At 51.7% G+C, this 23,759-nt stretch carries 21 protein-coding genes; 17 read left to right on the forward strand and 4 right to left on the reverse strand.

The window, feature by feature from the left end; genetic code table 11:
- The first annotated feature begins 116 nt into the window (after positions 1–116).
- The 4 genes from HG66A1_RS18940 to HG66A1_RS18955 all read left to right on the forward strand — a co-directional run bounded on the left by HG66A1_RS18940 (position 117) and on the right by HG66A1_RS18955 (position 3,258).
- Positions 117–1,214, forward strand: a complete 1,098-nt coding sequence (locus HG66A1_RS18940) for an outer membrane lipoprotein-sorting protein (RefSeq protein ID WP_145187453.1) — start codon at positions 117–119, stop codon at positions 1,212–1,214.
- Positions 1,215–1,226: 12 nt separating this feature from the next.
- Positions 1,227–2,270: an outer membrane lipoprotein-sorting protein gene (locus HG66A1_RS18945; RefSeq protein ID WP_145187456.1), complete on the forward strand. Its 1,044-nt coding sequence runs from the start codon at positions 1,227–1,229 to the stop codon at positions 2,268–2,270.
- A gap of 212 nt (positions 2,271–2,482) precedes the next feature.
- Entirely contained in the window at positions 2,483–2,851 is a 369-nt protein-coding gene (locus HG66A1_RS18950; protein WP_145187459.1) for a hypothetical protein, read from the forward strand.
- A 29-nt stretch (positions 2,852–2,880) separates the two neighbouring features.
- Entirely contained in the window at positions 2,881–3,258 is a 378-nt protein-coding gene (locus HG66A1_RS18955) for a hypothetical protein (protein WP_145187462.1), read from the forward strand.
- A gap of 35 nt (positions 3,259–3,293) precedes the next feature.
- Here the strand turns inward: HG66A1_RS18955 and HG66A1_RS18960 are convergent, their stop codons facing one another.
- Positions 3,294–4,139, reverse strand: a complete 846-nt coding sequence (locus HG66A1_RS18960) for a hypothetical protein (RefSeq protein ID WP_145187465.1) — start codon at positions 4,137–4,139, stop codon at positions 3,294–3,296.
- Between the two features lie 281 nt (positions 4,140–4,420).
- On the opposite strand from HG66A1_RS18960, the gene HG66A1_RS18965 reads away from it, so the two are divergent.
- From HG66A1_RS18965 to HG66A1_RS19010, 10 genes are all read left to right on the forward strand, one after another.
- The gene (locus HG66A1_RS18965; RefSeq protein ID WP_145187468.1) at positions 4,421–5,470 is read left to right on the forward strand and encodes a hypothetical protein; all 1,050 of its coding nucleotides are present in this window, start codon (positions 4,421–4,423) and stop codon (positions 5,468–5,470) included.
- A gap of 194 nt (positions 5,471–5,664) precedes the next feature.
- Positions 5,665–7,323, forward strand: a complete 1,659-nt coding sequence (locus HG66A1_RS18970; protein WP_197996679.1) for a DUF1559 domain-containing protein — start codon at positions 5,665–5,667, stop codon at positions 7,321–7,323.
- Between the two features lie 31 nt (positions 7,324–7,354).
- Positions 7,355–7,696, forward strand: a complete 342-nt coding sequence (locus HG66A1_RS18975) for a hypothetical protein (protein WP_145187474.1) — start codon at positions 7,355–7,357, stop codon at positions 7,694–7,696.
- Between the two features lie 192 nt (positions 7,697–7,888).
- Positions 7,889–9,589, forward strand: a complete 1,701-nt coding sequence (locus HG66A1_RS18980; protein WP_197996680.1) for a DUF1559 domain-containing protein — start codon at positions 7,889–7,891, stop codon at positions 9,587–9,589.
- 154 nt (positions 9,590–9,743) lie between these two features.
- Positions 9,744–10,217: a HEAT repeat domain-containing protein gene (locus HG66A1_RS18985; RefSeq protein WP_145187479.1), complete on the forward strand. Its 474-nt coding sequence runs from the start codon at positions 9,744–9,746 to the stop codon at positions 10,215–10,217.
- Between the two features lie 112 nt (positions 10,218–10,329).
- Entirely contained in the window at positions 10,330–12,513 is a 2,184-nt protein-coding gene (locus HG66A1_RS18990; RefSeq protein WP_232106614.1) for a sialate O-acetylesterase, read from the forward strand.
- A gap of 943 nt (positions 12,514–13,456) precedes the next feature.
- Positions 13,457–14,551, forward strand: coding sequence for a DUF1559 domain-containing protein (locus HG66A1_RS32070; RefSeq protein ID WP_197996681.1), 1,095 nt, complete (start codon positions 13,457–13,459; stop codon positions 14,549–14,551).
- 142 nt (positions 14,552–14,693) lie between these two features.
- Positions 14,694–15,674, forward strand: coding sequence for a hypothetical protein (locus HG66A1_RS19000; protein ID WP_145187486.1), 981 nt, complete (start codon positions 14,694–14,696; stop codon positions 15,672–15,674).
- Positions 15,675–16,040: 366 nt separating this feature from the next.
- Positions 16,041–17,015 carry a DUF1559 domain-containing protein gene (locus HG66A1_RS19005; RefSeq protein WP_145187489.1) on the forward strand — a complete coding sequence of 325 codons (975 nt, stop codon included), beginning with the start codon at positions 16,041–16,043 and terminating at the stop codon, positions 17,013–17,015.
- A 162-nt stretch (positions 17,016–17,177) separates the two neighbouring features.
- A complete protein-coding gene (locus HG66A1_RS19010) occupies positions 17,178–17,666 on the forward strand; it encodes a carboxypeptidase-like regulatory domain-containing protein (RefSeq protein WP_145187492.1) in 489 nt (162 codons plus the stop codon).
- Positions 17,667–18,177: 511 nt separating this feature from the next.
- Here the strand turns inward: HG66A1_RS19010 and HG66A1_RS19015 are convergent.
- Complete coding sequence (locus tag HG66A1_RS19015) at positions 18,178–18,876, reverse strand: hypothetical protein (protein ID WP_145187495.1); 699 nt, start codon at positions 18,874–18,876, stop codon at positions 18,178–18,180.
- 410 nt (positions 18,877–19,286) lie between these two features.
- Between HG66A1_RS19015 and HG66A1_RS19020 the strand changes: the two genes are divergently transcribed.
- The 3 genes from HG66A1_RS19020 to HG66A1_RS19030 all read left to right on the forward strand — a co-directional run bounded on the left by HG66A1_RS19020 (position 19,287) and on the right by HG66A1_RS19030 (position 21,815).
- Positions 19,287–19,523: a hypothetical protein gene (locus tag HG66A1_RS19020; RefSeq protein ID WP_145187498.1), complete on the forward strand. Its 237-nt coding sequence runs from the start codon at positions 19,287–19,289 to the stop codon at positions 19,521–19,523.
- A gap of 317 nt (positions 19,524–19,840) precedes the next feature.
- Positions 19,841–20,341: an FxsA family protein gene (locus HG66A1_RS19025; RefSeq protein WP_145187501.1), complete on the forward strand. Its 501-nt coding sequence runs from the start codon at positions 19,841–19,843 to the stop codon at positions 20,339–20,341.
- A 172-nt stretch (positions 20,342–20,513) separates the two neighbouring features.
- Complete coding sequence (locus tag HG66A1_RS19030) at positions 20,514–21,815, forward strand: PQQ-binding-like beta-propeller repeat protein (RefSeq protein ID WP_145187504.1); 1,302 nt, start codon at positions 20,514–20,516, stop codon at positions 21,813–21,815.
- Positions 21,816–21,825: 10 nt separating this feature from the next.
- On the opposite strand, the gene HG66A1_RS19035 is transcribed toward HG66A1_RS19030, so the two are convergent.
- Complete coding sequence (locus HG66A1_RS19035; protein WP_145187507.1) at positions 21,826–22,251, reverse strand: 3-hydroxyacyl-ACP dehydratase FabZ family protein; 426 nt, start codon at positions 22,249–22,251, stop codon at positions 21,826–21,828.
- 54 nt (positions 22,252–22,305) lie between these two features.
- On the reverse strand, positions 22,306–23,733 hold the full coding sequence (locus HG66A1_RS19040; protein WP_145187510.1) for a phytoene desaturase family protein: 1,428 nt from the start codon (positions 23,731–23,733) through the stop codon (positions 22,306–22,308).
- Between the last annotated feature and the right edge of the window lie 26 nt (positions 23,734–23,759).

Consider the following 23,759-nt stretch of genomic DNA (forward strand, 5'->3'; position numbering starts at 1 on the left):
CCTTTCTCAACAAGTCACTATACAATCGACGGCTAGAGAATGCAGGCACACCATGAAAACATGTGAGTTAACGTATTGGATTCTGATCCCCGCTACTGGTATGACTGGAGACTGCCATGATTAAACTGTCTGCCTGCAGAAGCATTATTTTCGTCTGGCTGATGCTGTTTTTCTTGCCAGTCAGCCCGTCCGCAGCTCCTCAGCGTGACAAGCAGTCGGAACAAGACCAGGAACTGCAAGCACTGATCAACAAGTTGGAACAAAATGAAGCGTTCTACTCAGAGCTGGAACTCAAACTAAACGAGAATTACCAGCAGCCGCCTGGTAATACCCGCCCCAAGTGGAAGGTCGAAAATGAGACGGAATACTCGATCCTGGTTCAGGGAGAGAAATTCCGCCAGGAGGAGATCACTGCGGGGAAATTTCGATTAGTGCCGTCGCCCCCCCAGAAAAATCAGAGGCACTTCCTGGAGGGGATGAATACGACACTGACGCTGTTTGACGGAACCACCTATCGTCGCTTCCATGAAATTGATCATGAATCCGCGCGCGCGGTAGGTCAACGCAATCAGAACAAACTGGGAGAAATCTCAGATTTACCCAAGCGAATGGAAAACTACGGACGGCCGCACATGCTGCTCGAGAGCTCACCCCACGTCCCGCTTTCGATTTTCTTGAGCGGAAAGAAAGCCATGGTTCATTTTCCAGGATTACCAGTTCACCCCAAGCCATTCCAGGTCAAAGCCTGGATTGAAGGGACGGGGGAGATTCAGGGATTGAAGTGCACCCAGGTCGTGGTCGAACGGTTGAATGACAGTGGTGTCCGGTTCTCGAAGCAGATCTTGTGGCTGGCCCAGGAGCGGAATCTGATACCGGTGAAGATCGTAACCTATTACGACCAGTTTTCACGAGAGAAACCGATCAAAGAGGCGTTCGTCGACGAATGGCAGCAACTGGGTGCCGGCGTCTGGTTCCCGCGTCAGGCTCACATCGATCGCTATAATCTGATTTTATTCAAATATAATGGTAGCTACGAGATCGACTGGCGGAGACAGTACACCGTTCAACAGATCACGCTCCATCCGAAAGTGCAGCAGCAGGATTTTTCGGCCCTCATGTTTCCCCAAGGGACCACGGTGAGATCCCGGTTCAATCATCAGCAGCGAAAATATATCGTCGGTGAAGAGAAAATAAGACCGGCGGAAAAAGAATAAAAGGAGTTCCCCATGCAGACAGGCAAATCGATTTTGATTTCTGGATTGCTGGTACTGTTGCTGATGTCGGCTACGCGCCTCCAGGCAGACCAGCCACAAGGCAAGGAATCTGCAGAGCTGCAGACACTGATTCGAGACGTGGAACAGCAGGAAGCCTTGTATCGGAATCTCAAGCTCCAGATGCAGTTACTCTATCAACAACCCCTCAAACCCGCTGATCCTGAGAAGCAGGTAAAATTGAAGTCGGAACTGACTCTGATTGTGCAGGGAGAAAAATATCGTCAGGAAAAACAGACTAAAGGACGATTTCAACAGGGTTACTTCGTTCCCCCCAATAAACCGTATCATCATTTCAGCAACGGTACACGGGAGTCCTGCCAGGTTTATGATGGCGAGACTCTGCAAAAGTTCTCTCACTATGACCGGGATCGCGGTCTCACCAACGACGAACGACAGACAGGAGGATACGGCGACATCACTCACGAACAGGTACGTATGGAGAATCTGCTAAGACCGCATATGCTGCTGTCCAATCATGGGCCTCGGGTTCCACTCTCCACCTGGCTGAAAGGAACTTCCGCGGTCGCTGCGTCTCCCGGCCTGCCCAATTACGACAACCGGACAGCATATACAACAGAAATACTGGGAGAGGAAACCGTCCAGGGGCTGAAGTGCATCAAAGTGCAGATCGATCGGAGGCGAAATTCGGGCAAGTCTGAACTTCGAGATGTGCTCTGGCTGTCCCGCGAGCGGAATCTGCTTCCGGTGCAGGCCGAAACTTATCAGCTTTCTCGATCGACAGAAATCCCACAAAGCGAAGCCTGGGTCGATGAGTGGCTGGAAGTGCGTCCCGGCGTCTGGTTCCCCCGGACATTTCATACGGACCGCCTGGACTGGATCATGTATGTTCTGAAAAAGAAACAACAAGTCGGATGGCAGAAGGCGTATGTCGTCGAATCGGTGGAACTTGACCCAAGTCTCCCGGCGGATACCTTTACGAAACTCGAATTCCCGGAGGGGATTGTCATTGATGGAAAACATCTGTTGAAAAAGTAAGTTTTTTTTCTGACACGCGACTTGTGAGCATCACATCTCGAAGATCCTTTTTGAGAGTCTCTGACCCATTTTCCAATCTATCCCCTGAACCTGCGGGGCCCGTTGACTGTCCCAGATAGGGCGGTGGTTGCCAGAAATATTTCTTTCGTGAGAGAACCACTCCCAATCGAATAACCTGCGGGAATGAGTCCCGGTCCCTGGTGAATGAAGTCATGACTCTTCCGAAAAAATATCGTCGCAACATTGTCGTGGATGATCACAAATTCCATTGGCATTTTCACCCCTATCGTTTCTGGGTGCACAGTTCTTTCATCTGTGTCCAGGACGCCTCGGGAACGGGACCACTGCTGAAAATCCAATGGGTGGGAATCGCTTTACCCAGTCACGTTGAATGTGTGATTCGATTCGCCAGGGAGACAGGCTGGGATCCTCAAGGTAAACAGATTCTGGAAATCGGTGTGAATTCTCTCAATGAGCCAGTCACTTTTTGCATCAAACCGGCTGATGCTTCACGTCATTGGTTTTATGACGACTTTTATAACCGCGCAGTGCGTGAAGCCCACATAGTAGATCCAGCATAACCCGACAGGGAAATCGATAAGAGGTTGGCATGCGATTCAGAGTGTTCAGAGCATTTTCCAGACTGTTCTCGCGGAAGCGGGATATCGTCAATTACCTGAGCGTCGCTGACGGCATTGATTTCCAGTTGCGGGATGGCACCGTGACTCCGGGGTTCCGCTGGCCTGATGTGACGCGAATCGAGACCTATAAAATTGATCTGATGGTCTACGATGAAGTCGCCCTGCGGTTCAGCACCTCTACCGGGCGGTATGAGATTCTCGAAGGACACGCTGCCTTTCAGGACTGCTTTGCGGAACTGGAGCAACAGTTTGGTCTCTCACCCGAATGGTATTTTCAGGTGATGGAGCAGGCCTTTGAGACGAACCACCGGGTGCTGTATCAGAAAGCAGGCGTCGGTTCGAACTGAATAGGTTCTTCTAGAGAGTGATACACCTACTCCCGTTACGCCGCACCGTGCTTCTGCAGTGCCTGCTGGAGATTGCTCCAGAATGCTTTCTGACTCTCATACTTGTCGGCGGGGAGTTCGTTCTTCTTTGCTTCCAGGGCTTCGAGTTGATTTTTGACTGCGGTGCTGTAGGAGTAGTCTGCATTCGCGAAGGGATTTTTGAACTCGGGATCCCCCGGCTGGTGCTGGCGTACAAACTGTCCGTTTTCGTCGATTTCGATGTTGGCCGTCAACATGGGTAGCATCATCTGAATCTGCGCAGTGGCGATCTGGCCGAAGTCCATGCCCTGTGTCGCTTCATTCCAGGCAGCGACGACCTCCGCGGGTGTGTTGCTGTTCGGGAAGCGGAGACCATAGGCCTCCCCGTTACGTGTGAAGCCATCGCGATTCAGGTCGATCTGGGCTGCTCCCGGGAGCAAGAGATTCAGTGCCCCTTCCTCGGTAAGTGCGTCGACGTCAATCGGCTCAGCCAGGCCCTGTACTTTCTGTACGACTGCCAGTTCCTCAGGGGAGAGTTTCTGCAGGAAACTCTGTGGATCGACGTAGCCCCCTTCATTATGGGCACGCACGATGATGTTGCCGAAGGACTGTTGCAGTTCCTCGGGTTTCTCAACCTGGCTGTAACGACCGGTCCGCTGGCTGTTGAACCAGCTGTCCCAGGAACGCTGCAGGCTTTCGACCGTGGGAGGCTCGGCGTCGGTCGTCTCGGCAGACACGTATCCCTGGCGTCCCACCTGGGCCAGCATCGCACTGAAGATGTTCTGCACCGCCTGGTCCTGGTTTTGCTTGTCCTTGTTCGGTGTCAGCAGATTGCTGAGACTGGAAGCAGCATCGATTTTCAAGGTCATCCCCTTTTGACTGTCAGAGTCAAACAGTGCCGGTTTGAAAAGTGCGCAAGTACACCCTGTTGATTTATATCGAATGTAAGGATTATCCAACTTGAGTCTATTCCCGGTCCGCAGCGGGTAATCACGATCGGAATAGGTGTAACGCCCGGCTCCTCTGCTGAGATCCTTGCAGAAAAACATGTTAATCCGACTGAATTTTTGTATAATGCATGTCGAACAGCGTTTGCTTGACCAATTCGCTGCTGGCAACGACATCTGAATTCAGGAGTTTCTTGATGCGCGTGACACGTCAAATCGTTTGTTTCCTCTGTCTGACTCTGCTGACAAGTGTCTCCTGGAGTGCTCCCCCAGAAACGGAGGCGAAACTGCAGGAACTGATTCAGGAGATTCAGAAGAATGAAGGCCTCTATCCGAGTCTCAAAGTAGAACTGACCCGCTCACACACCGACGAACAGGCCTGGCTGTCGATCCCGGGCAAAGAACGAATTGAGCGGGTGGCGAAGATCTCCCTCGTGACTCAAGGCAAGCAGTTCCGCGAACAGATCCGGGAGGAGGGAGAGCACGCGGTCATCTCAGGTGGCCTCGGCGGCCCCATCGCTCCCAGAGCGAAGAAATCAAAACCCAACCGAGTCAAAACCGGCACTGAAATCTGGACCGAGGTCAGCAACGGTCAGGTTTGCCGGATATTGAATGAGAGTTTGTTTCCGGCGGAAAAAGAACCGCGTATCTTCAACGGTCAGATCACTGATCGAGTCCCGCCGCTTCCGAATCTGGCACGACCACATATGTTCCTGAGCACCGGTTTGACAGGTGTCCCGCTTTCCGTTTCTCTGCGGGGAGACGACGCGGCCCGCGCTGATCAGGGAAGCTCTTCAGATAAGAACCGGGAACAACCCCACATCCGGGTACTCGACACCGTGGAATTCCAGGGACATCCCTGCATCCGCGTGCGCAGGGAGACATCCCACGTGCGACGCGAGTACTGGCTGGCAGAGGATCGCAACCTGATCCCCGTGCGGATCTTGAGCTTCGATGGTCGCGGAACAGAATTCCTGCCGTCATCAGAAGCGGTCGTCGAAGACTGGTGGGAGCTCCAGCCCGGCGTCTGGTATCCCCGCCGCGCGACCATCAAACGTTTTAAGACATCGCGGTTCCGTCGCGAAGAGAAACCGGTCCTCGCCTGGCGAATGGATTTCGCTGCGCAATCTGCCGAACTGAATCCCAAAGTGGAAACCTCGCTGTTTTCCCAGCTCGATTTCCCGCCGGGAACCAGTGTGAGTGTGTGGGAAGAGGGTAAACAGGTTCGTACGTATGAGCAGGAATGAAATGCATTTGGTAGCAGACACCATTAAAGCATGAGGTCTCCCTGACATCCGATTTTTTCCTGATCGTGGTTTGCAATCCCCCTCAGTCCGTCTATACTCGACCGAGTATACCCCTGTCACGTAGTGCCGTACATCCTGTCTCATTGGAGAATTTCATGCAGTGCTCACTGAGAACTCCGGGAAGCCATTCCCGTTTGCTTTCTATAATTCTGTCTGTGGGAGCCCTGGTGTGCCTGCCTTTGACCGGTTTGGCACAGTTGCAGGCGCAGGACAAGGTTCCCGAGAAACGGGAACCGTTTCGGTTGGATCTGGTGCCGGAAGAGGCGCTGGGGGTGATTGCGTTTCGCCCGGCTCAGTTATTGTCGGAACCAACCTTAAAGCCGATCCGTGAGTTGCTGCTTAAAGACATGGAACGAAGCCCTGACATGGCTTTTCTGGGATTGAAGCCTATGGATGTCAAATCAGTTACGGTCATCTATTTCCTTCTGGACATAAGAGAGACCAGCCGAAGTCCTATCAAAACCGCATTTCTGTTCGAGACAACAAACGAACTGGATCAGGCGAAGATCAAACAGAATTTCTGGCAATCAGAGCTCGAGGAAAATACCTATCAGGGAAAGACATTATTGACCAAAGGATCTGGCAGTGAAGACGCACTGCTGTTTTTGAGCGATCACACATTCCTGTTCTCAGACAAGACGAGCGCGTTAAAAAAAATCATTGATCACATGCATAACCGGAACGATTCCATCTGGTCGAGACGGCTGGCAGATGTTTCTACCACTTCAGTTGCAGCGGGCATTAACATGCAGACACTGCGGAACAGATTGGGAAAGGTGCTAATACAACCGCTGACCCAACGTATCCCCGCCTGGCCGATGATCGCCCCGATCTGGGAGAACACAGAAATCGCGACTCTGGGAGTCACCGTCCAAAATGACCTTTCCCTGAAGCTGATTTTCGAACAGAAAAACAACAGCGAACAGCTCAAGCAGTCACTGGATGGTCTGTTGCTGCTGGGGAAAAATATGATCCGCCAGTTTCAGGCAACGCGGGGAAATCTGAATCGTCCCCTGCAGCCGAATGAAGAGTCTTATCTCAAACGATTAGAGAATGCGTTCACAGAGACACAGGTAACGCAGAACGACACACGTGTGACATTTTCCAGCGTTTTCAAGCAGGAGCTGCTCAGCCAGATGGTGGACCTGACGATTCCCGCAATTCTCCAGGCACGTGCGGCAGCTCAGCGATCGCGATCGAAATATAATATCAAACTGATCGTACTGGCACTACACAATTACTACGAACGCCATCATCACTTTCCTCCTGCGATTGTGATGGGCCCCGATGGCAAGACGCCTCACAGCTGGCGGGTGGAACTGCTGCCTTATCTTGATCAGCAGGCACTCTATGATGAATATCGTATGAACGAGCCTTGGAACAGCAAACATAATCTCAAGATCGCTGAAACTGTCGTTCCTGTTTTCAGTCATCCGAGTTCCAGTAAGCCAGCCAATACCGGGTACTTCGTAGTGGTGGGAGACGACACTGCGTTTAATAACAAACAGGGTGTGTCTTTTAAAGAGATCACGGACGGGACCTCGAACACGATTGCGGTCGTCGAAGCCAAACGGGATATTCCCTGGACCAAACCGGAAGACATATCTTACGACGGCAAGAAGCTACCGCAGTTCGGCGGATTTTTCGAAAACCCACCCGTCAACGGGCAACCTGCTACCGGCGTTTATTTCGTCGGCTTGTGTGATGGTCGAGTCCGAATGCTTCAGGACAACATTGATGAAGAGCTTCTTAAATCCCTGCTGACCATTGCTGATGGGAAGCCAGATCAGTAAATTTCAACGCCTTAAAACAGAAGAGAACCGCATGACATTATCCCGACGCAACTCAAGGAAGATCGTGGTTGACGATCGGGAATACCGCTGGAGTCCCTCGCGGGACTCAGGGTTTATGGTTCTGGTAGTGCAGCACAGTTCCGGTAAAGGGAAGAAACTGGAGGTCGTGATCTCGGACGATCAGAACATCATCGTTGAAAATGGTAGTTATTCCATTGAGTATGACACGGTGGGCCAGCTGCTGATTACGCCGAAACTGGTCGAGACGCTGATCAGGGAGGCGCTCAAAGCGGGCTGGAATCCGGAAGAGACCGGCCCCCCGGTACAGCTCAGCTTTCTGGAAGGGCATCTCGAAACACGTCCGGGGCTGTAACTCTAAATTTTCCTACCACGAAAAGCACGGAAGACACGAAAAGTTACTTGATCGGCTGGCATCCCGGAAGAGCCAGCCGCTTACCCTGGGAAGGCCGCAGTGACGGAGTCTTTTATGTTAACGTGTTCCTGCTCGCCTCAAGACACGACTGATTCACCAATAAACCGTACTGATCTTCGCTTGGAGAGTTTCATGCAGCGCCTGTTTCATTTTATAGCTAGCCGTCCCTGGCAGTTGGCTGTCATTCAGACAGCAGCACTGTTGTCCTGTTTTTTCCTGTTCGGTTCACCACTCCTGGCAGAAGAGAACAAGACGTCGAAACCGGAACCGTTTCAGCTGTATCTGGTGCCGGACGATGCACTGGGGGTATTCGCGCTGCGGCCTGCTCAGTTGCTGGCAGAACCAGCCTTTAAGCCAGTTCTGGAACTGACAGTCATGGAACAGCAGAAGGATCCGCATTATGGTTTACTCGGTATCAATCCCATTGACCTCAAAACAGTAACCATGATCCATTTTCTTCAGAAGCCAGAGAAGACCGGACAAGGTCTGTATAGCATTGTTTACCTGATCGAAGTAACGAATCAACAGGCTCATACAAAAATTCAGAAAACCATTAAGGAAACCGAGCTCGTAAATTCAACATATCGAGGCAAAACATTTCTGACCACAGCCTCCAACCAGGGAAGCTCCGTGATGTTTCTGGATGAGAAAGCATTACTCTTCTCGGATAAAGCCAGTACGTTAAAAAAAATCATTGATCAGATACAGGATCGGAAAGATCACGCCTGGAAAGAGCGTCTGCAGCCGATGTTGTCGAATTCCGTTGTCGGTGGGATCAACCTCCAACAGTTGCGGGAGACACTCGCCGCTCCGTTCACTCAATCGCTGACACAACAAACTCCATTCTGGCCGATGATTGCCCCAGTCTGGCAGAACACGGAAATCGCCACACTGGGAATCACAGTTCAAAAGGAATTATCGCTGGAACTGATTTTCGAGCAAAAAAATGACAGTGAGCAGACCAAACAGTGTCTGCAAGGACTGTTAGCGATGGGGCAAAATATTTTGAGCCAGATGAAGACTGCCATGAAACAGTCCGATCGGCCCTGGCAACCGGCAGAAGAAGCACAATTCAATCACTTTGAACAATTCCTGAAGTCCTCTCAGGTGAAGCAGACCGCTAACCGGGTGACTTTTTCAAGTTCGATCAGTGCAGACCTGGTCAGTGAGATGGTAGTGCGATCGAATCCTGAACTCCAAGAGGCCCGTGTAGCGGCACGCCGCTCGGTTGCGAAGAACAACATCAAACAGATCATGCTGGCACTGCACAATTACCACGAACGCCATCATCACTTTCCTCCCGCAGTCGTAATGGGCCCCGATGGCAAGACGCCTCACAGCTGGCGGGTGGAACTGCTGCCTTACCTCGATCAGCAGGCACTCTATGACAAGTATCGTCTGAACGAGCCGTGGGACAGCGAGCATAATCTTAAGATTGCTGAAAGTGTCGTTCCTGTTTTCAGTCATCCGAATTCCAGTAAACCCGCCAATACCGGGTACTTTGTAGTAGTCGGAGAGGGAACCGCTTTTGGAAATAAACAGGGCGTCTCTTTCAAAGAGATCACAGACGGCACTTCGAATACGATTGCGGTCGTCGAAGCAAAACGGGATATCCCGTGGACCAAACCTGAGGATATTCATTACGACGGTAAGAAGTTACCGAAGTTCGGCGGATTTTCCGAGAACCCACCCGTCAACGGGCAACCTGCGATCGGCGTTTATTATGTCGGTTCGTGCGATGGTCGAGCCCGAATGATTATGGACAACATGGATCAAGAGCTTCTCAAGGCCCTGCTGACTATTGCCGATGGGAAGCCAGATCATTCACAGTGATCCCCATCCAGTCGTGCTGGGACGAACTCCGTTCGTGTTTTGATTGCCTACCACGAAAAGCACGAAAGACACGAAAAGATGATGATGGGCCGGGGTTCTGGTTAATTGTTTGTTTTTCTGCTTTGTTGATTTTTCTTAAGGCTTGATTGAAACGATGGCCGCTCCCGCATGGTCTCTAGAGACGCTGATCCATACGCTGTTTACGGGAGAGAAACTCCCGGGGGAAACCAGTGATGCTCCCCCCTGGCCTTTAGCTTGGGATGATGAATACCGGCGGAGTACGGTTATCAGTCATATCGATCAAGATTATGGGGAGCTGCCACAAGCCATTGATGCCCTGCGACGATTTGCTGAATCGGGGGATGTGCCTGAGGCCCGCATGCGTTGTGTGGAATTGCTGGGGGTCAAAAGTCAGGTCAAACCTCTGATTGAACAGCTGCTGGAAGATGAGGAGCCTGAGCTTCGCCTGTATGCCATCGAGTATCTGCTGGTAAATGAACCGGAACGATTTGCAGAACTGGACCAGCGGTTCCGTGATGACGAAGACTTTCAAATCCAGGATGTGCTGGCAATCTTTAAAAGGGGTGAGCCGATCCCCCTGTATTGCTATGCCATGCCCGAAAAATAGTCTGACTGTCATCGACCAGTCTTGCTTGTGAATCGTCTGAAACAGGATTATGATCGTGGGTCCTGTTAAACTTCTCTGCTTACTAACACCTGATCGGGAATGAGTGCCTGCCATGCTGAAACTGCGCCGTTTTGCTCTGCTCTTTGTGTCCTGTTTTGTTCTCTGTTCTCAGCTGACGGATGTGCGGGCCGATGTCCGGCTGCCGCATATTTTTGGCGACCATATGGTGCTGCAGCGGGGACAGGAGATTCCGGTCTGGGGCTGGGCCGATGCCGGCGAGCAGGTCACCGTTCAACTCAAAGAGGACAGCGTTGAGACAACCGCAGACGACCAGGGCAAGTGGATGGTCAAGCTGCCCGCCCAGGTGGTGGGTGATCCCGTCACGCTGACTGTGAAGGGCAAGAACACCGTCTCATTCCAGGATGTACTGCTGGGCGAAGTCTGGCTCTGCTCGGGTCAGTCGAATATGGAATGGCCCGTTTCGCGGAGTAATGATTTTGATAATGAAAAAGCGGCTGCCAATTATCCGCAGATCCGTCATATTAAGGTTCCCCGCGTTCCCAAAGGATTTCCGCAGGACGATGTCGATGCCCAGTGGACCGTCTGTTCCCCCGAGACAGTAGGCGGCTATACGGCGGCGGGCTACTTCTTTGGACGCAAACTGCACCAGGAATTGAATGTGCCGATCGGGCTGGTGAATTCTTCCTGGGGTGGAACCCGCATTGAACCGTGGACGCCTCCGGTCGGATTTGAAAAGGTGTCTGCCCTGGCGGCAATCTTCAAACAAGTCCAGCTGACCAATCCTGCGACCGGTGCCTACAAGTCGGTCCTGGAGCGCTACCTGCAGCAACTGGATGCCTGGTCAACCAAAGCGAAGGTCGCGCTCAACGCCGAAGCTCCACTGCAGCCGGCTCCCGCTTATCCCACGGCGATTCAACCGCTGACCAGTCATACTTCGCCGACAACACTCTACAACGGGATGATTCATCCGCTGGTCCCCTTTGCCATGCGTGGCGCGATCTGGTACCAGGGAGAATCCAATCATGTGGAAGGGATGATGTATTATGAAAAAATGAAAGCCCTGATCAACGGCTGGCGGGACGTCTGGAAGCAGGGCGAGTTCCCGTTCCTGTACGTGCAGATTGCTCCTTATCACTATGGCAGTGAATCGCCGAGCATTCTGCCTCTGTTGTGGGAAGCACAGAACAAGGCCCTGGAGATTCCACATACCGGTCAGGCAGTCATCCACGATATCGGCGATCTGAAAGACATTCACCCCACCAACAAACAGGACGTCGGGAAGCGGCTGGCGTTGATTGCCCTGGCGAAAACGTACGGCCAGAAGGATCTGGTTCATTCCGGACCGACTTTCAAATCACTGAAAAAAGAGGGGAACAAGCTGCGGGTCACGTTCGACAATGTGGGCAGTGGTCTGGTTGCGCGTGATGGTAAGCCGCTGAGCTGGTTTGAGATCATCGGCAAAGAGACCGACTTCGTCCCTGCGGATGCGGTGATCGAGGGAGACTCGGTAGTGCTCTCCTCTCCCAAGGTCAAAGAGGCAGCAGCCATGCGGTTTGGCTGGCATAAACTGGCTGAACCGAACCTGTCGAACAAGGAAGGTCTGCCCGCTGCTCCCTTCCGTGCCGGCAAGGTTCCCGAACGGGACTGGCTGTCACTGAAAGTCGACGAATCCAAAAACTATAAGCTGATCTATGACCTCGATCTGAAAAATCTGGGGAAGGACATCACCTACACGCGCGATCTGAGCGGAAGCTTCACGCAGCCCTTCAAGCGGATCGCCTATTTCCTGGAACTCCAGAAACCGGGTGAAGAAACCCAGTATGTATTTACATCGATGGACGCGTTTACGGACGACCTGAAGAAAATCGCGGTGCCGACACTGGACAGCAAAGCGTACTTCCAGACCAAGGTGGGAAATCTGAATGTGGTTTCAAATGTCGCGGGCATCGCGACGGGGACCGGGCTGAAGGGGGGAAACATTGAGTTCTGGCCCGGAAACTATGGTCCCACGAACGCGGCGAATATCCCGAACGCAAGTACCAGCCTGTGGGACTTCGGCGATGAGCCGGCAGAACCTTCAGACGGTTACGGCAGTATGCAGGTGCATAACTTTGAGGCGAAGCAGACGATCTTCGCGATCAACCAGTGGAAAAGCGGTCCCAACGCTGACCTGGGTATCGGCAACAGCTCCGGCCGTACCCGCGACTGGACGTTTATGTCGAACGCGTCGCAGTACGATGTGAAACGGTTACGGGTTCTGGTGCTGCCTGAATAGGTGGGTCGTAATAACGTTTGTTTTTGACTACCACGAAAGACACGAAATCTTACCAGTCATGTTTCCTCGATTGGAAAATGCCTACTTTTCATATTTTGAGTTCAATCAATTCTTAATCCCAAAGGGATGGGAAAGGACAGCTGCAATCATTGCCTCCTCAGGCCAGGGCATTGCTTTTTCGAGCATAGTAGCTGTTATGTCAGGACTGAGTCATACAATTTTAATCAATTCTGATTACCGCCGTGGATTCCAGGTTTATATTTGAGAGAAGACCTATTAAACTCGAACCAGCGCACATTTGAACCGTCACATCATTTGATCATTCCCGCCCGCGATAAAGGTTCTACCAGCAATGCTTCTCCCTACCTTAAGAAAGTCCCGATTTTTCCCAAATATCACACGGCCTTCATTCCTGCTGCTGCTCTGCTTTTCAGGTATTCTTAGTGTAGTGCTCCTGAGCCAACCGGGATGCACGAACCAGACCAAGCCGGGTGCCATCGATTCAAAGTCATTTCGTCCGGAATTCGTTCCATCGAATGCTCTGGCCGTACTGGCACTGCGTCCCGCTGAGTTACTCGATCTGCCTGCACTGAAATCAGCCCGAGAAAAGCTGATTCCTGGAAAATCTCCTCAACAGCAAGTCAAGATTCTGGGAATCTCATTGACTGAGATTGAACTGTTGACGTCCATTTTCATTCGCCCTGAACCAGAAACAAAGTTCGATTTGGCTAAGACCACAGCCACAGTGATACAAACCCGAAATGAGTTGAAACAAGACCAGATCCTCGATTTTTTCAACAACGGGAAATCTCTGGATCAACAGGAAGTCTACGACAAGAAAATTCTCTACACCAACCACATCGGAGAAACCTTAATCTTTTGTGACTCCCATACACTGATCTTCTGTGATGAAAGCGAACCGATTCAGGCGATTCTGGCTGCCTTGAAACAGAAACAGGAAGCCTCCTGGCAGAATAAGTGGATTGTCACCAATGAAGAGTTGATAATTTCCCTGGTGAATCTACACGAGATCAAACAACTTGTTAAAGAGCAGAAGTCTGAAGATTTATTACGAAACTATCCCCTCGCAGTCATTTTTTCGCCGATTTGGGAAAATACCCGTCTGATTACATCCTCTGTTAATTACGATGGTCAGTTTTCTGTAGAAATGAATCTATTTCAGCCAGAAAATGGAAAGCTTGTCAAAGATGCCGTTGAGAAAATCTCCGGGTTAATGACTGAGACACTCAAACAGAATGTGCCGAAGCAAGACAAGAATCATCAATCGAATGAATCCACTGACAAAACAACCAGTGAGCTCACTCTGGAGATGGTCAATTCAATGAAAGTCAAGCAGAACGGAGAAGAGATCCGTTTGAGTGCTTCGCTACCAGCATCCTCGGGAGGAGCAATTATGACTTCGATCGTTCCGATGATTTTAAAGTCGAGAGAAGCAGAGCGTCGAGGCAAGTCAAAATCCAATCTCAGACAGCTGATGTTGGCAATGCACAACTATCATGACAAACATCGTCATTTTCCCACTGCCATTGTGATGGGCCCTGATGGGAAGACACCACACAGTTGGCGGGTCGAGCTCCTCCCCTTTCTGGAGCAGCAAGCTTTATACGACCAATATCACATGGATGAACCCTGGGATAGCAAGCACAATCTGAAAATTGCTGAAACAATCGTTCCTGAATACCATAATCCCAATTCCGAAACTCCCACAAACGCATCTTACTTTGCTGTCGTCGGACCAAATACCACATTTGGCAAGGAGGGAGGGACGCAAATCAGAGATATTAAAGATGGTACTTCAAACACGATTGCAATTGTTGAAGCAGAAAGGGATATTCCCTGGACGAAACCGGAAGACATCGCTTATGACAGCGACAATATCCCTGAATTCGGTGGATTCCACGATGGTGGATTTTACGCTGGTTTTTGTGACGGAAGTGTACGTTTCCTGTCAGACATGATTGAAGAGCAGCATTTAAAGAATCTCTTACAGATCAACGATGGACAGCGTGTTCCTTAATTCTCTCCCGCTTCATACCCAGGTACCGATGTGAGACGGTTGCGGGTACTGGTGCTGCCTGAATAGGTGGGGTTACACTTTTCAGGTTCGTTGGCAGACCAGCGTCCCCGTATTATTTTGACTTCGGAAAGCAGATCAACGAATGGGACTGATCAGAACAACCAGAACTGACCTGGATGACATCATCGATGCAGAGGCGGAGAATGAGTTCGAGATACTCCCCCACATGGCACGGATAGCGCTGGCTGCGCGGATAGCCCGACGAACTGTTGAATCATTCGGCACCAGATGGCCTGAAGTTCCGCGACATGGATCTGATAAATATTTGCAGGCCATCAAACAGATTGAGGATCATGCTGCTTTTGGTGAACCCGTTGCAGAGATTGAGACGCTGCAAAACGAACTGATTATGTCACTGGGAGCGGTGAGACGTTCGGTTTATGATCGGGAAGATGATGTCAGTCCGACAGAGGCAGAAGAAGCTTTTGTGCGTCAGGCCGACGAAGCAACCCGAATCGTGGAACGGGCCCTCGAAACTACTCAGTCATCCCCGTCTGCGTCTGCAGGTATTCTGCGTATCATCTATCATCGCTTTATGTTGCTGTTTAATGAGACCGACAGTGAGTTCTGTGATTCCGTGATGGATGATATTGAAAAGATCTGTGCCTATTCAGTAATCGAAATGTGGGATGACCAGACCCTGGTCGCGCCGCAAATCTTTAAACGAGATCTGCCAAAATTCAGTGATCACAAAAGCGGGATTGAAAAATTCTTCGGATTCATCGATTCCGCGATTTCCTCTCGCTGGTTTTATGGATGTTTCTTTATTGTGCTGGCTTACTTCTCACAAAGAGCCATTGAATCTAAACCAAGAGATATTGTCTGGTATGGAATCACAGCGTTTAATCTCTTCTGGGTCACTCTGGGAATCCTGATCATGTTTCGATCTCGCTGGGCGGTGGGAGTGTATTTATTTTCCTCCGGTCTGCTTGGCGTCTATGCGGTCTACTTTGGTTTCACGGATGCTTTTACAACCAACCGCATTATCCTTTTGGGTATGTCACTCTTCCTGATTTATCGCTACCAAGACGTCGTTGAAGCTGTGCAACAGAAATCAGTTTAATCTCTCTTCACTCATCTATGTCAAATGTGGTTAGTGAAGCACCACCACTGACGACGCGAAATCAAAATGCCTTCCTGACGCTGTTGGGGAGGCATTTTTTGTTTGATGCCCTGCGGATTTCATGATGCTGCTGAGGTAGATCGTGTGTCTTAATTCGTACGGTTCTTACCTGAGAAGCTATCAACCGGGGCTAATGCCCTGCTCCCTTTCTGGTCTTCATATCAATCTTTCCTATTGTGAATGTTTGTAAACTTTATATAATATTATATATTTATATTAACGTAACGTAACATTAATGATTCCGAATGCGAGTTAAGCACGTGCTCAATAACTTCTTTGATATCCTACCTTTGAGGAAATGATTTTATGTCGAGACAATTCCGATCCCGTAAAGGATTTACACTGATCGAACTGCTGGTCGTGATCGCCATTATTGCGATTTTGATTGCTTTGCTGTTACCTGCGGTTCAGCAGGCTCGTGAAGCGGCCCGCCGGTCGGACTGCCGGAACAAGCTGAAACAGTTGGGACTGGCACTGCATAACTACAACGAAACTCATACGGTTTTCCCCCCCAGCTCTGTTGCCAAGGGGCTCTGTTCTTCCGGTACCGCTGCCGGCAACACGCTGAATGGTAATGGACTGGTTTTGCTGCTGCCGTTCCTTGATCAGAGTGCCTTGTATAATCAGCTGAACTTCTCGCTCGCGTTTGACGATTACAGCCCCGGTTCAGCGCCCCTGCCCGGCGGCGGTGCGACCACGAATGCTGACCTGGTGAATCGTAGAATGGCGATCTTCAACTGCCCGTCCGATCCGGGTCCCCAGGGTATTCCGGTCTCCAGCAGTTACATGCTGCCCGGCGGTTCGAACGAGCATCGTACGAACTACGACTTCATCGTGTACCGTCTCTCCTATAACCATTGTAATAGCTGGACCAACCGTTCCCCCACCGTGCGGACCATGTTCGAAGATGGCAGCAAGTGCCGTCCCCGCGATGTTACCGACGGGATGTCCAACACAGCCATGATGGCAGAGACCCGTCAGGCCTGTTGTGGTAACGGGGCGAACGCCAACTGGGGTGGTCGCGGTTATACACAGATCGGTCTGACCCTGGGCGACATGATCCCCAACCGCACCGTTCGCAACAGCTCCAGCTATCCGGGCGGATCCCGGGACTTCACTCCCTGGCTGGGTGACTGGGGAACGACCGGCAGTTCTCACGTCGGTGGTCTGCATGTGCTGCTGGGTGATGGTGCTGTTCGCTTCATGGGCGACAATACCGATCGTTCTATCCGGCAAAACCTGGAACGGATCGCCGACGGTAATGTTCTCGGCGAATGGTAAGCCGGAACCGGATCGTCAATGATCCCCATCCCTCAGCGATCGTGCGTTGAATGGATTTAAGTGCTGAACCATCCGGGTTCCGCTACCGCGGTTTCCCGGGTGGGTTTCACTATCTTCCTCCCTGCTTTTTATTATCCCTCCGTTCCTCATAGAAGGTGCTTCATGTTGACTCTCAATTTACGTCCTGTGCAGACAGGAATTCTGTTGGCTGCTGCCGCTCTGCTGCTCCCGGGTTGTGGTGCTTCCAGCGAACAACCCGATTTTGTCTCTGAACTGGTTCCCGTGACAGGGACTGTGACTTTAGATGGTGCCCCTCTGGAGGGTGTGATGGTCAACTTCATGCCGCAGGAGGGAAATGCGATTGCCTACGGTCTGACCGATGCCAGCGGAAAGTATTCGCTGCAGCCGCAGATGTCAGGTCAGGCAGAGAAGGAATCCAGCGGTGCCCTGCCTGGCGAGTACCAGGTTTACATCAGTAAACTGGTTCTCCCTGATGGGACCGCTGTTCCAGAAGGTCTCTCGGACGCGGAAGCCGAAGAAAAGGGAGCCAAACAGCTCCTGCCGCCGAAATACTCGAGCCCGGCCAACAGCAGTCTGAAAGCGACCGTGGAAAAAGGACAGACGACGGTTGATTTTGATTTGAAGAAGTAAGGTTGATTCAGTTTGGGCAATGAACCTCGAAAGTCATTTTTTTCGGGGTGACGTTGGCTGCGAGACTGTCACTCTCAATAAGTGCGAATGGCACAGATACGTTGGCGAACAACGTGCTGTGCGGTTCGCACTTTTTTTGTTTCTTAACCACGAAAAACACGAAAGGCACGAAAATTCACTGACTGATTTTCGGTTGCGCTGTGATCTGCGACCTAGTGATGCTGATTTTCACTGGTGCCTGATGTGCTGGGGAGATCTCCCTCTATTCCTGTTTGTGCCGTAACCTATGATATCTGATTGCGTTTGAAGCAGCGTAATTGGTTCGGAGTGTTTCCTGGATTCCCCTGGGGGATTCACTGAAACTTGATGGCCGCCAGGCGGGAGGACACGCAGGTCCTCCGCTACTTTTCTGGAATCGAACTGTGTTGCTGGATTGGGCGTTCTCCCTGACAGTTTCCTGCTCGCTGCGCTCGGCCCGAATTTTATTCGAGCCCACCCGCCTCTGTATCCTTCAGGAAAACCAACCCATGGGACGCAGATCGACGAACGTGATCGACTCCTCTGCTGAGTCTACAATCTGCAGGATGCGTTTGATAAAGGCATCCGATGCGGCAGCTGCTGCTGGTGAATAGGTGTGTCGCCCTTCCGTATTCCATTCTACGAGTACGGTTTCGGGGGCACTGTCCGTGTTGGGGGCTGCTTTTTCCAGCCCAAACAGCCGCAGCTCTGTGGGCTGGTCTGGCTTGAGCACTGCGGCGACAAAATGGCATTCATTCGGAACCAGTGGAGCAGGCAGGCTGATCAAAATCACTTTCCACTCCCCTGCTTCCTGGGAAGTAAGTGCAAGCCCCTCCGCAGACAACGGTTCTTCGTTCTTGAGCTGCGTCCCTACCCCGTTCCAAAGAACTTCCAGCGATTGCTGCGCGTCATCGCCGGTAAATGTGTCATAGAATTTTACTGAGTTTCCCAGTGCCAGATGTGGCAGCCAGTATTTCGCAAACTGGAAGTGGTGGGCCCGCGGTTCCACGCGTTCCTGAAACTGCGCCTTCAATTTCTCCTCCAGATGCGGCTGATGTTTTCCATCAACATAGATCCGCCCCTGAGCGTCCATGGTCACACCGACCATTGCCGAGTCTGCCTTTTCGTCAGGTTGAGCACGCGACTTACCTGTGAACCAGCTAGAGACTTTTGAGAAAATACCTTTACCCATGAGCGTGTGCATCCCCCGGTAACGGATTGATAACAAATCTGAAAGCGATGATCGTCGACTGACGATTAATCAGAGCCCCCATTCACCGTAAAGATTAATCAGTCCTGATACCACCACAGCGTGACAGAAATCATGAACTTCTTATGAACTTCATGACGCCATCTCTCCAGAGATGCAGTTTAGTGTCCTTTCTATTTTCACTGGCGGATATTCATCTGCGCTGCCTCTGGGGATTTCTGGTAGGATTCCAAGTTGCTGATTTCTTATATCGACTTCCAGTCGTCATTCAAGTGGAACCTGAACTACATCCTGCGCCCGCTGATCTGAGCGGAATGGGTTTTGTTTTATTTTATTACTTCAGAGTCTTCCTTGGTTGCCGGCGGCTGGCGCCTTGCCACTCAGGAGGTTGAGTGTCAGATGCACTTTCAATGGAGGATGAAGTTGATGAGTTTTGTTTTGTTGATGCTCGTTATTTTGTTGAGGCGCTCGGGGAGGTCAAGCCAGAATTTTGTCCTGGTGTGTCCGGAATTTTGTCCAAATGCGTCCCGGATTTTGTCCTGGTCTGGCCGGTTTGTGTCCTGGTGTGCCCTGCTCAAACAGGGAACACCGTGCATGCGTTCGGAATGTTCCTGGTGGATACCCGGTGAAAATCGACGCGGATTCAGGTGCTGTTGTGACACCGGTTCTGCAAGAACAGTGCGAAGAGTACCCGCCTCGCGCGCGAGCCAGAAACAAACAACATACGATTCGGCGTGTGCGAATCAAGTGAATTTTATGCACTGTGTTTGATCCTTTGAGCACGTTCACACGTTCTATTTTTTAGATTGTGTGCCTATGCGAATTTTCGTTTTTCAGAGAAAAGAGAGTCCCCGTCTCGAAAGGTGGGGATGTTCAGAGGCGTCGGTTTGGTATAGAATGAACACCGGTGCCTCGCATTTAGTAACTTTTTTCCTGGTGGCCGACTGTGCTGTTTCGCCTGTTTCTGTTATTCACGCTGATTCCCCTGGCCGAGCTCTGGCTGTTGCTCTGGTTCAGTTCGCTGACCAGTCCGACCGTCACGTTTGGCCTGGTCGTCGTTACGGGAATACTGGGTGCCTGGCTGGCACGCAAACAGGGTGCGCAGGCCTGGAAGAAGATCCAAGTGAATCTGGTTCAGGGACAGCAGCCGACAGGCGTTGTGCTGGACGGTCTGATGATTCTGATCGCGGGGGCGTTTCTGATCACCCCTGGCATCATGACAGACATGCTCGGATTCGCATTACTCATTCCCCCTGTTCGCGAACTGCTCAAGGTGCATATCGGGGAATGGCTCCGCAAGAAAGCGATGCTACAAGTCCAGAGTCATGCGAGCTTTCATTCGAGCCACGCCGGCTTTCAAGACTTCGGCAGTACACAGAGCACCGTGAAGGAAGAGGATATCATCGACGTCGAGTTCGTTCGTAAAGAATCCTCAGAAACAGATTGAAGCCGGTTTACAATTGCATCGGGTGTGCCGAGTTCTATAATCAGAATGAGGCAGGAAACAAGGCCTGCACGTTAACTTCCTTTAGTTATTATCCCCCGATATGGCGGCGTTTCGTCGTCCGATTGAATCTCGATCTCCTTCCCGATTTTCTACTTCGATACAGGATTCCGTAATGTCTGCGTCCCACTTACGATGTCTGTTTTCCGCTGCCTGTCTGCTGGCTCTGGTTCTGATTACCCCGGTTCGTGTCTCGGCTGAGGAACCTTACTGGAACCAGTTCCGGGGCCCTAATGCGGATGGTACATCGGAAGCGACCGGACTCCCCACGACCTGGAGCGAGAAAGAGAATATCGTCTGGAAGACGCCGATTCACGGACGGGCCTGGTCATCTCCCGTGGTCTGGAAAGATCAGGTCTGGGTCACGACTTCAACCAAGGACGGGAAAGAGCTGGGAGTGGTCTGCGTCGATTTCAACACGGGTAAGATTCTGATCGACAAGAAAATCTTCGATGTGGAGAAGCCGCAGTATATTGACCCGAGTAACTCACATGCCTCAAGCACGCCGATCATCGAAGAGGGACGAATCTATGTGCATTACGGTGCGTATGGAACCGCCTGCCTGGATACGAAGAACGGAAATATCCTCTGGGAACGTCGCGATTATCCCTGCAATCACTGGCGGGGTGCGGGGTCGTCACCCATCATTTATCAGAACCTGCTGATCCTGCAGTATGATGGTTACGATTACCAGTACATCGTCGCGCTGGATAAAGAGACCGGCAAAGAGGTGTGGAAAAAAGATCGTGACATCGAATACGGGACCAAGAATGGCGATTCCAAAAAAGCATTCGCCACGCCCCGGGTGATTGAATACGAGGGACGCGTGCAGCTGATCAGCCCAGCAGCGAAAGCAACCGTTTCCTATAACCCGCTGACGGGGGAAGAGTACTGGAAGTTCTATTATCCCCAGCACTCCGCCGCGAATCGTCCTCTCTTCGATGGTGAGAAGATCTACGTCGGCACCGGTTTCCCGAAAGCTCACTTGTACGTGGTCAATCCGGGCGGAAAAGGAAACGTGACTGATTCGCACGTCAAATGGGTCGAACAGAAGGGGATTCCTTCCAAGCCGTCACAACTGCTGATCGATGGTCTGATCTATATGATCGACGATAAAGGCATCGCGTCGTGCCTGGATGCCGAGGACTCCGGCAAGCTGGTCTGGAAAGAACGGATGGATCGCAGTTCGTTTTCAGCCTCTCCCATTTATGCAGATGGGAAGATCTATGCTCCAGACCGTGAAGGAGTCACGCGGGTGTTTGTGCCTGGTAAAGAATACAAGGAACTGGCCGCGAACCAGTTGGAAGAAGGCTGTGTGGCATCGCTGGCAGTCGCAGGCAAGTCGTTGATTCTGCGCACCGAGCATTTCCTGTATCGGATTGAAAATCAGTCTGCGGGAAAACAAGCGACACGTTGAGCGATTCGCTTTAAGCCTCAGCTGCGGTCACAGCGAATTCAAGACGGACAGCGGTCTCTTTGCCAACCGAGAGTTTGCCGGTAAAGAACCAGGCACCACCCATTTTTTCACTGAGAGTCACCTGGATATCAATCGTCTCTCCCGGCTTGACCATCCGGCGGAACTTGGTGTTGTTCAGCCGGGTGGCAACGGGTACTTTGTCGCTGGACGGGGCATCTGTCTTCGCGATGAAGACAGCGGCGGCCTGCATGGCAGCTTCACAGAGAATCACGCCAGGCAGGACCGGGTGATCGGGATAGTGTCCCTGAAAGAGGTCCAGGTCGAGCGAGACGAACTTGCGGGCGTGGATGCTGTTTTCTTCCAGCGCGACGACTTCATCGAGCCACAGAAAAGGTTCCCGGTGCGGAATACAGGCTTTGATTTCATCCAGATTCACGAGATCAATCCGTTTCTATTGTGTGAGCGGGTCTGTACGAACAGGGGCTGCGGTTCAGATGCTGGCGGCAGCGGGTGTCAGGTATTTATCGACGTCGTTGCTGACGATCACGCCGTAGTTCACAGCGCCGAGCCAGCCCGACATGATGATTCCGACCGAACCGGCATGGTACAGGCCTTCGATCTGTTCTGGCAGTTCCTTGCTGACCTTGAGCCCTTCGAACTTGGTTCCGAACGAGGCTCCCTGCAGGTGCTGCGTGTAGCGTTGGAAGGTCCGCGGGGTAGAGGCTTCGAGATGGTCCACTCGTTCGCGGATGTTGGGAACATACTGTTCGAGGCAGTCGAGGGTCGTCTCGATGAGATGATTCTTATCGGCTTCGTACTGGTCGTCGGGAAGATTAGCCCAGTCGCTGAAATTCGCGTTGGTCGACGAGACGATCAGGGAGCGTTCGCTGCCGGGCCGGGTCTCGGGGTAGTAGAACGAGAAGGTACGACTACTGACCTCCTTACTGAGCATGGCTTTGATGTCGAAGCCTTTGTGCTCGGAATGGAAGAGCAGGTCGCCACAGAAATCGAGTTCGTCGCCCGGCTTGAGTGCGATGTAGACCTGGGTACTGCTGTTGTTGAGACGGACGGCCTTGGTTTCCTCGACGTACTCAGGATCGAAATGTTCTTCGCCCACGAGGTTGAGGATGGTGCCTTTGATGTTCGAGTTGGACATGATGGCTTTACAGCCGATGCGACGCCCGTTGACCACGACGCCGGTGACACGACGGTCGGGGGTGACTTCGATCTTCTCGACCTGGGTCCGGATGCGGACATCGACGCCGTTGCGTTCCATTTCAGCCTTGATGAGTTTGACCAGATGATCGGTACCGCCGCGGAAGGTGTAGACGCCCTTCTGCATGAAGTTCGAGAAAACGATGCCGTAGGTAATCGCGGGATCTTCGAGAGTCGAACCGTTGGCGTAGGAGATCGGTTCCATCAGCAGGCGGACGACATCATCGCGGCCGGGGAAGAACTCTTCGAACAGTTCGCGTGTGGTCTTGCCCTGATCGTCGAAGAAGTTCATTTTACGGGCAGTGTCAAAGAAGTTCTTGACGGTTTCGGATTCGATGCCGAATTTTTCGATCAGCAGGCGGGTGAAGTCATCACGGGTGAAGGTGGTCTCCAGCGAGAACTGCGGATTTTCAAAGCGGACGCCTCGCAGGGGGACGATGTTATCTGCGATCTCCTGGGTCCAGTATTTCCGGCAGCTCTTGAGCATGCCGTAGGGGAAGCCGTGGAGAGAGATATCAAAGATGTGCCCGTTCTGCCGTTTGAACCAGGTGGCCATGCCTCCCAGTTGGTAATGATGTTCCAGCAGCAGCACGGAATACCCCTGCCGGGCCAGAATATTGGCGGAGGTCATGCCTGCCAGACCACTACCGATGACGATGACATCGTATTCGTCTTTTGCGTCTTTCAAAAAGTCTTTGGCCATAATAATTCAGCGTCGTATTTAAATCA

The organism is Gimesia chilikensis, from assembly GCF_007744075.1.
GTDB classification, from domain to species: Bacteria; Planctomycetota; Planctomycetia; order Planctomycetales; family Planctomycetaceae; genus Gimesia; species Gimesia chilikensis_A.

Bases quoted from the DNA above. Each gene is read 5' to 3' on its own strand.
- HG66A1_RS19030 (WP_145187504.1), top strand. From the start codon at position 20,514: ATGTCTGCGTCCCACTTACGATGTCTGTTTTCCGCTGCCTGTCTGCTG.
- HG66A1_RS18985 (WP_145187479.1), top strand. From the start codon at position 9,744: ATGGCCGCTCCCGCATGGTCTCTAGAGACGCTGATCCATACGCTGTTT.
- HG66A1_RS18950 (WP_145187459.1), top strand. From the start codon at position 2,483: ATGACTCTTCCGAAAAAATATCGTCGCAACATTGTCGTGGATGATCAC.
- HG66A1_RS19040 (WP_145187510.1), bottom strand. From the start codon at position 23,733: ATGGCCAAAGACTTTTTGAAAGACGCAAAAGACGAATACGATGTCATC.
- HG66A1_RS18945 (WP_145187456.1), top strand. From the start codon at position 1,227: ATGCAGACAGGCAAATCGATTTTGATTTCTGGATTGCTGGTACTGTTG.
- HG66A1_RS18965 (WP_145187468.1), top strand. From the start codon at position 4,421: ATGCGCGTGACACGTCAAATCGTTTGTTTCCTCTGTCTGACTCTGCTG.
- HG66A1_RS18940 (WP_145187453.1), top strand. From the start codon at position 117: ATGATTAAACTGTCTGCCTGCAGAAGCATTATTTTCGTCTGGCTGATG.
- HG66A1_RS19005 (WP_145187489.1), top strand. From the start codon at position 16,041: ATGTCGAGACAATTCCGATCCCGTAAAGGATTTACACTGATCGAACTG.
- HG66A1_RS18980 (WP_197996680.1), top strand. From the start codon at position 7,889: ATGCAGCGCCTGTTTCATTTTATAGCTAGCCGTCCCTGGCAGTTGGCT.
- HG66A1_RS19010 (WP_145187492.1), top strand. From the start codon at position 17,178: ATGTTGACTCTCAATTTACGTCCTGTGCAGACAGGAATTCTGTTGGCT.
- HG66A1_RS19000 (WP_145187486.1), top strand. From the start codon at position 14,694: ATGGGACTGATCAGAACAACCAGAACTGACCTGGATGACATCATCGAT.
- HG66A1_RS19015 (WP_145187495.1), bottom strand. From the start codon at position 18,876: ATGGGTAAAGGTATTTTCTCAAAAGTCTCTAGCTGGTTCACAGGTAAG.
- HG66A1_RS18990 (WP_232106614.1), top strand. From the start codon at position 10,330: ATGCTGAAACTGCGCCGTTTTGCTCTGCTCTTTGTGTCCTGTTTTGTT.
- HG66A1_RS18955 (WP_145187462.1), top strand. From the start codon at position 2,881: ATGCGATTCAGAGTGTTCAGAGCATTTTCCAGACTGTTCTCGCGGAAG.
- HG66A1_RS18975 (WP_145187474.1), top strand. From the start codon at position 7,355: ATGACATTATCCCGACGCAACTCAAGGAAGATCGTGGTTGACGATCGG.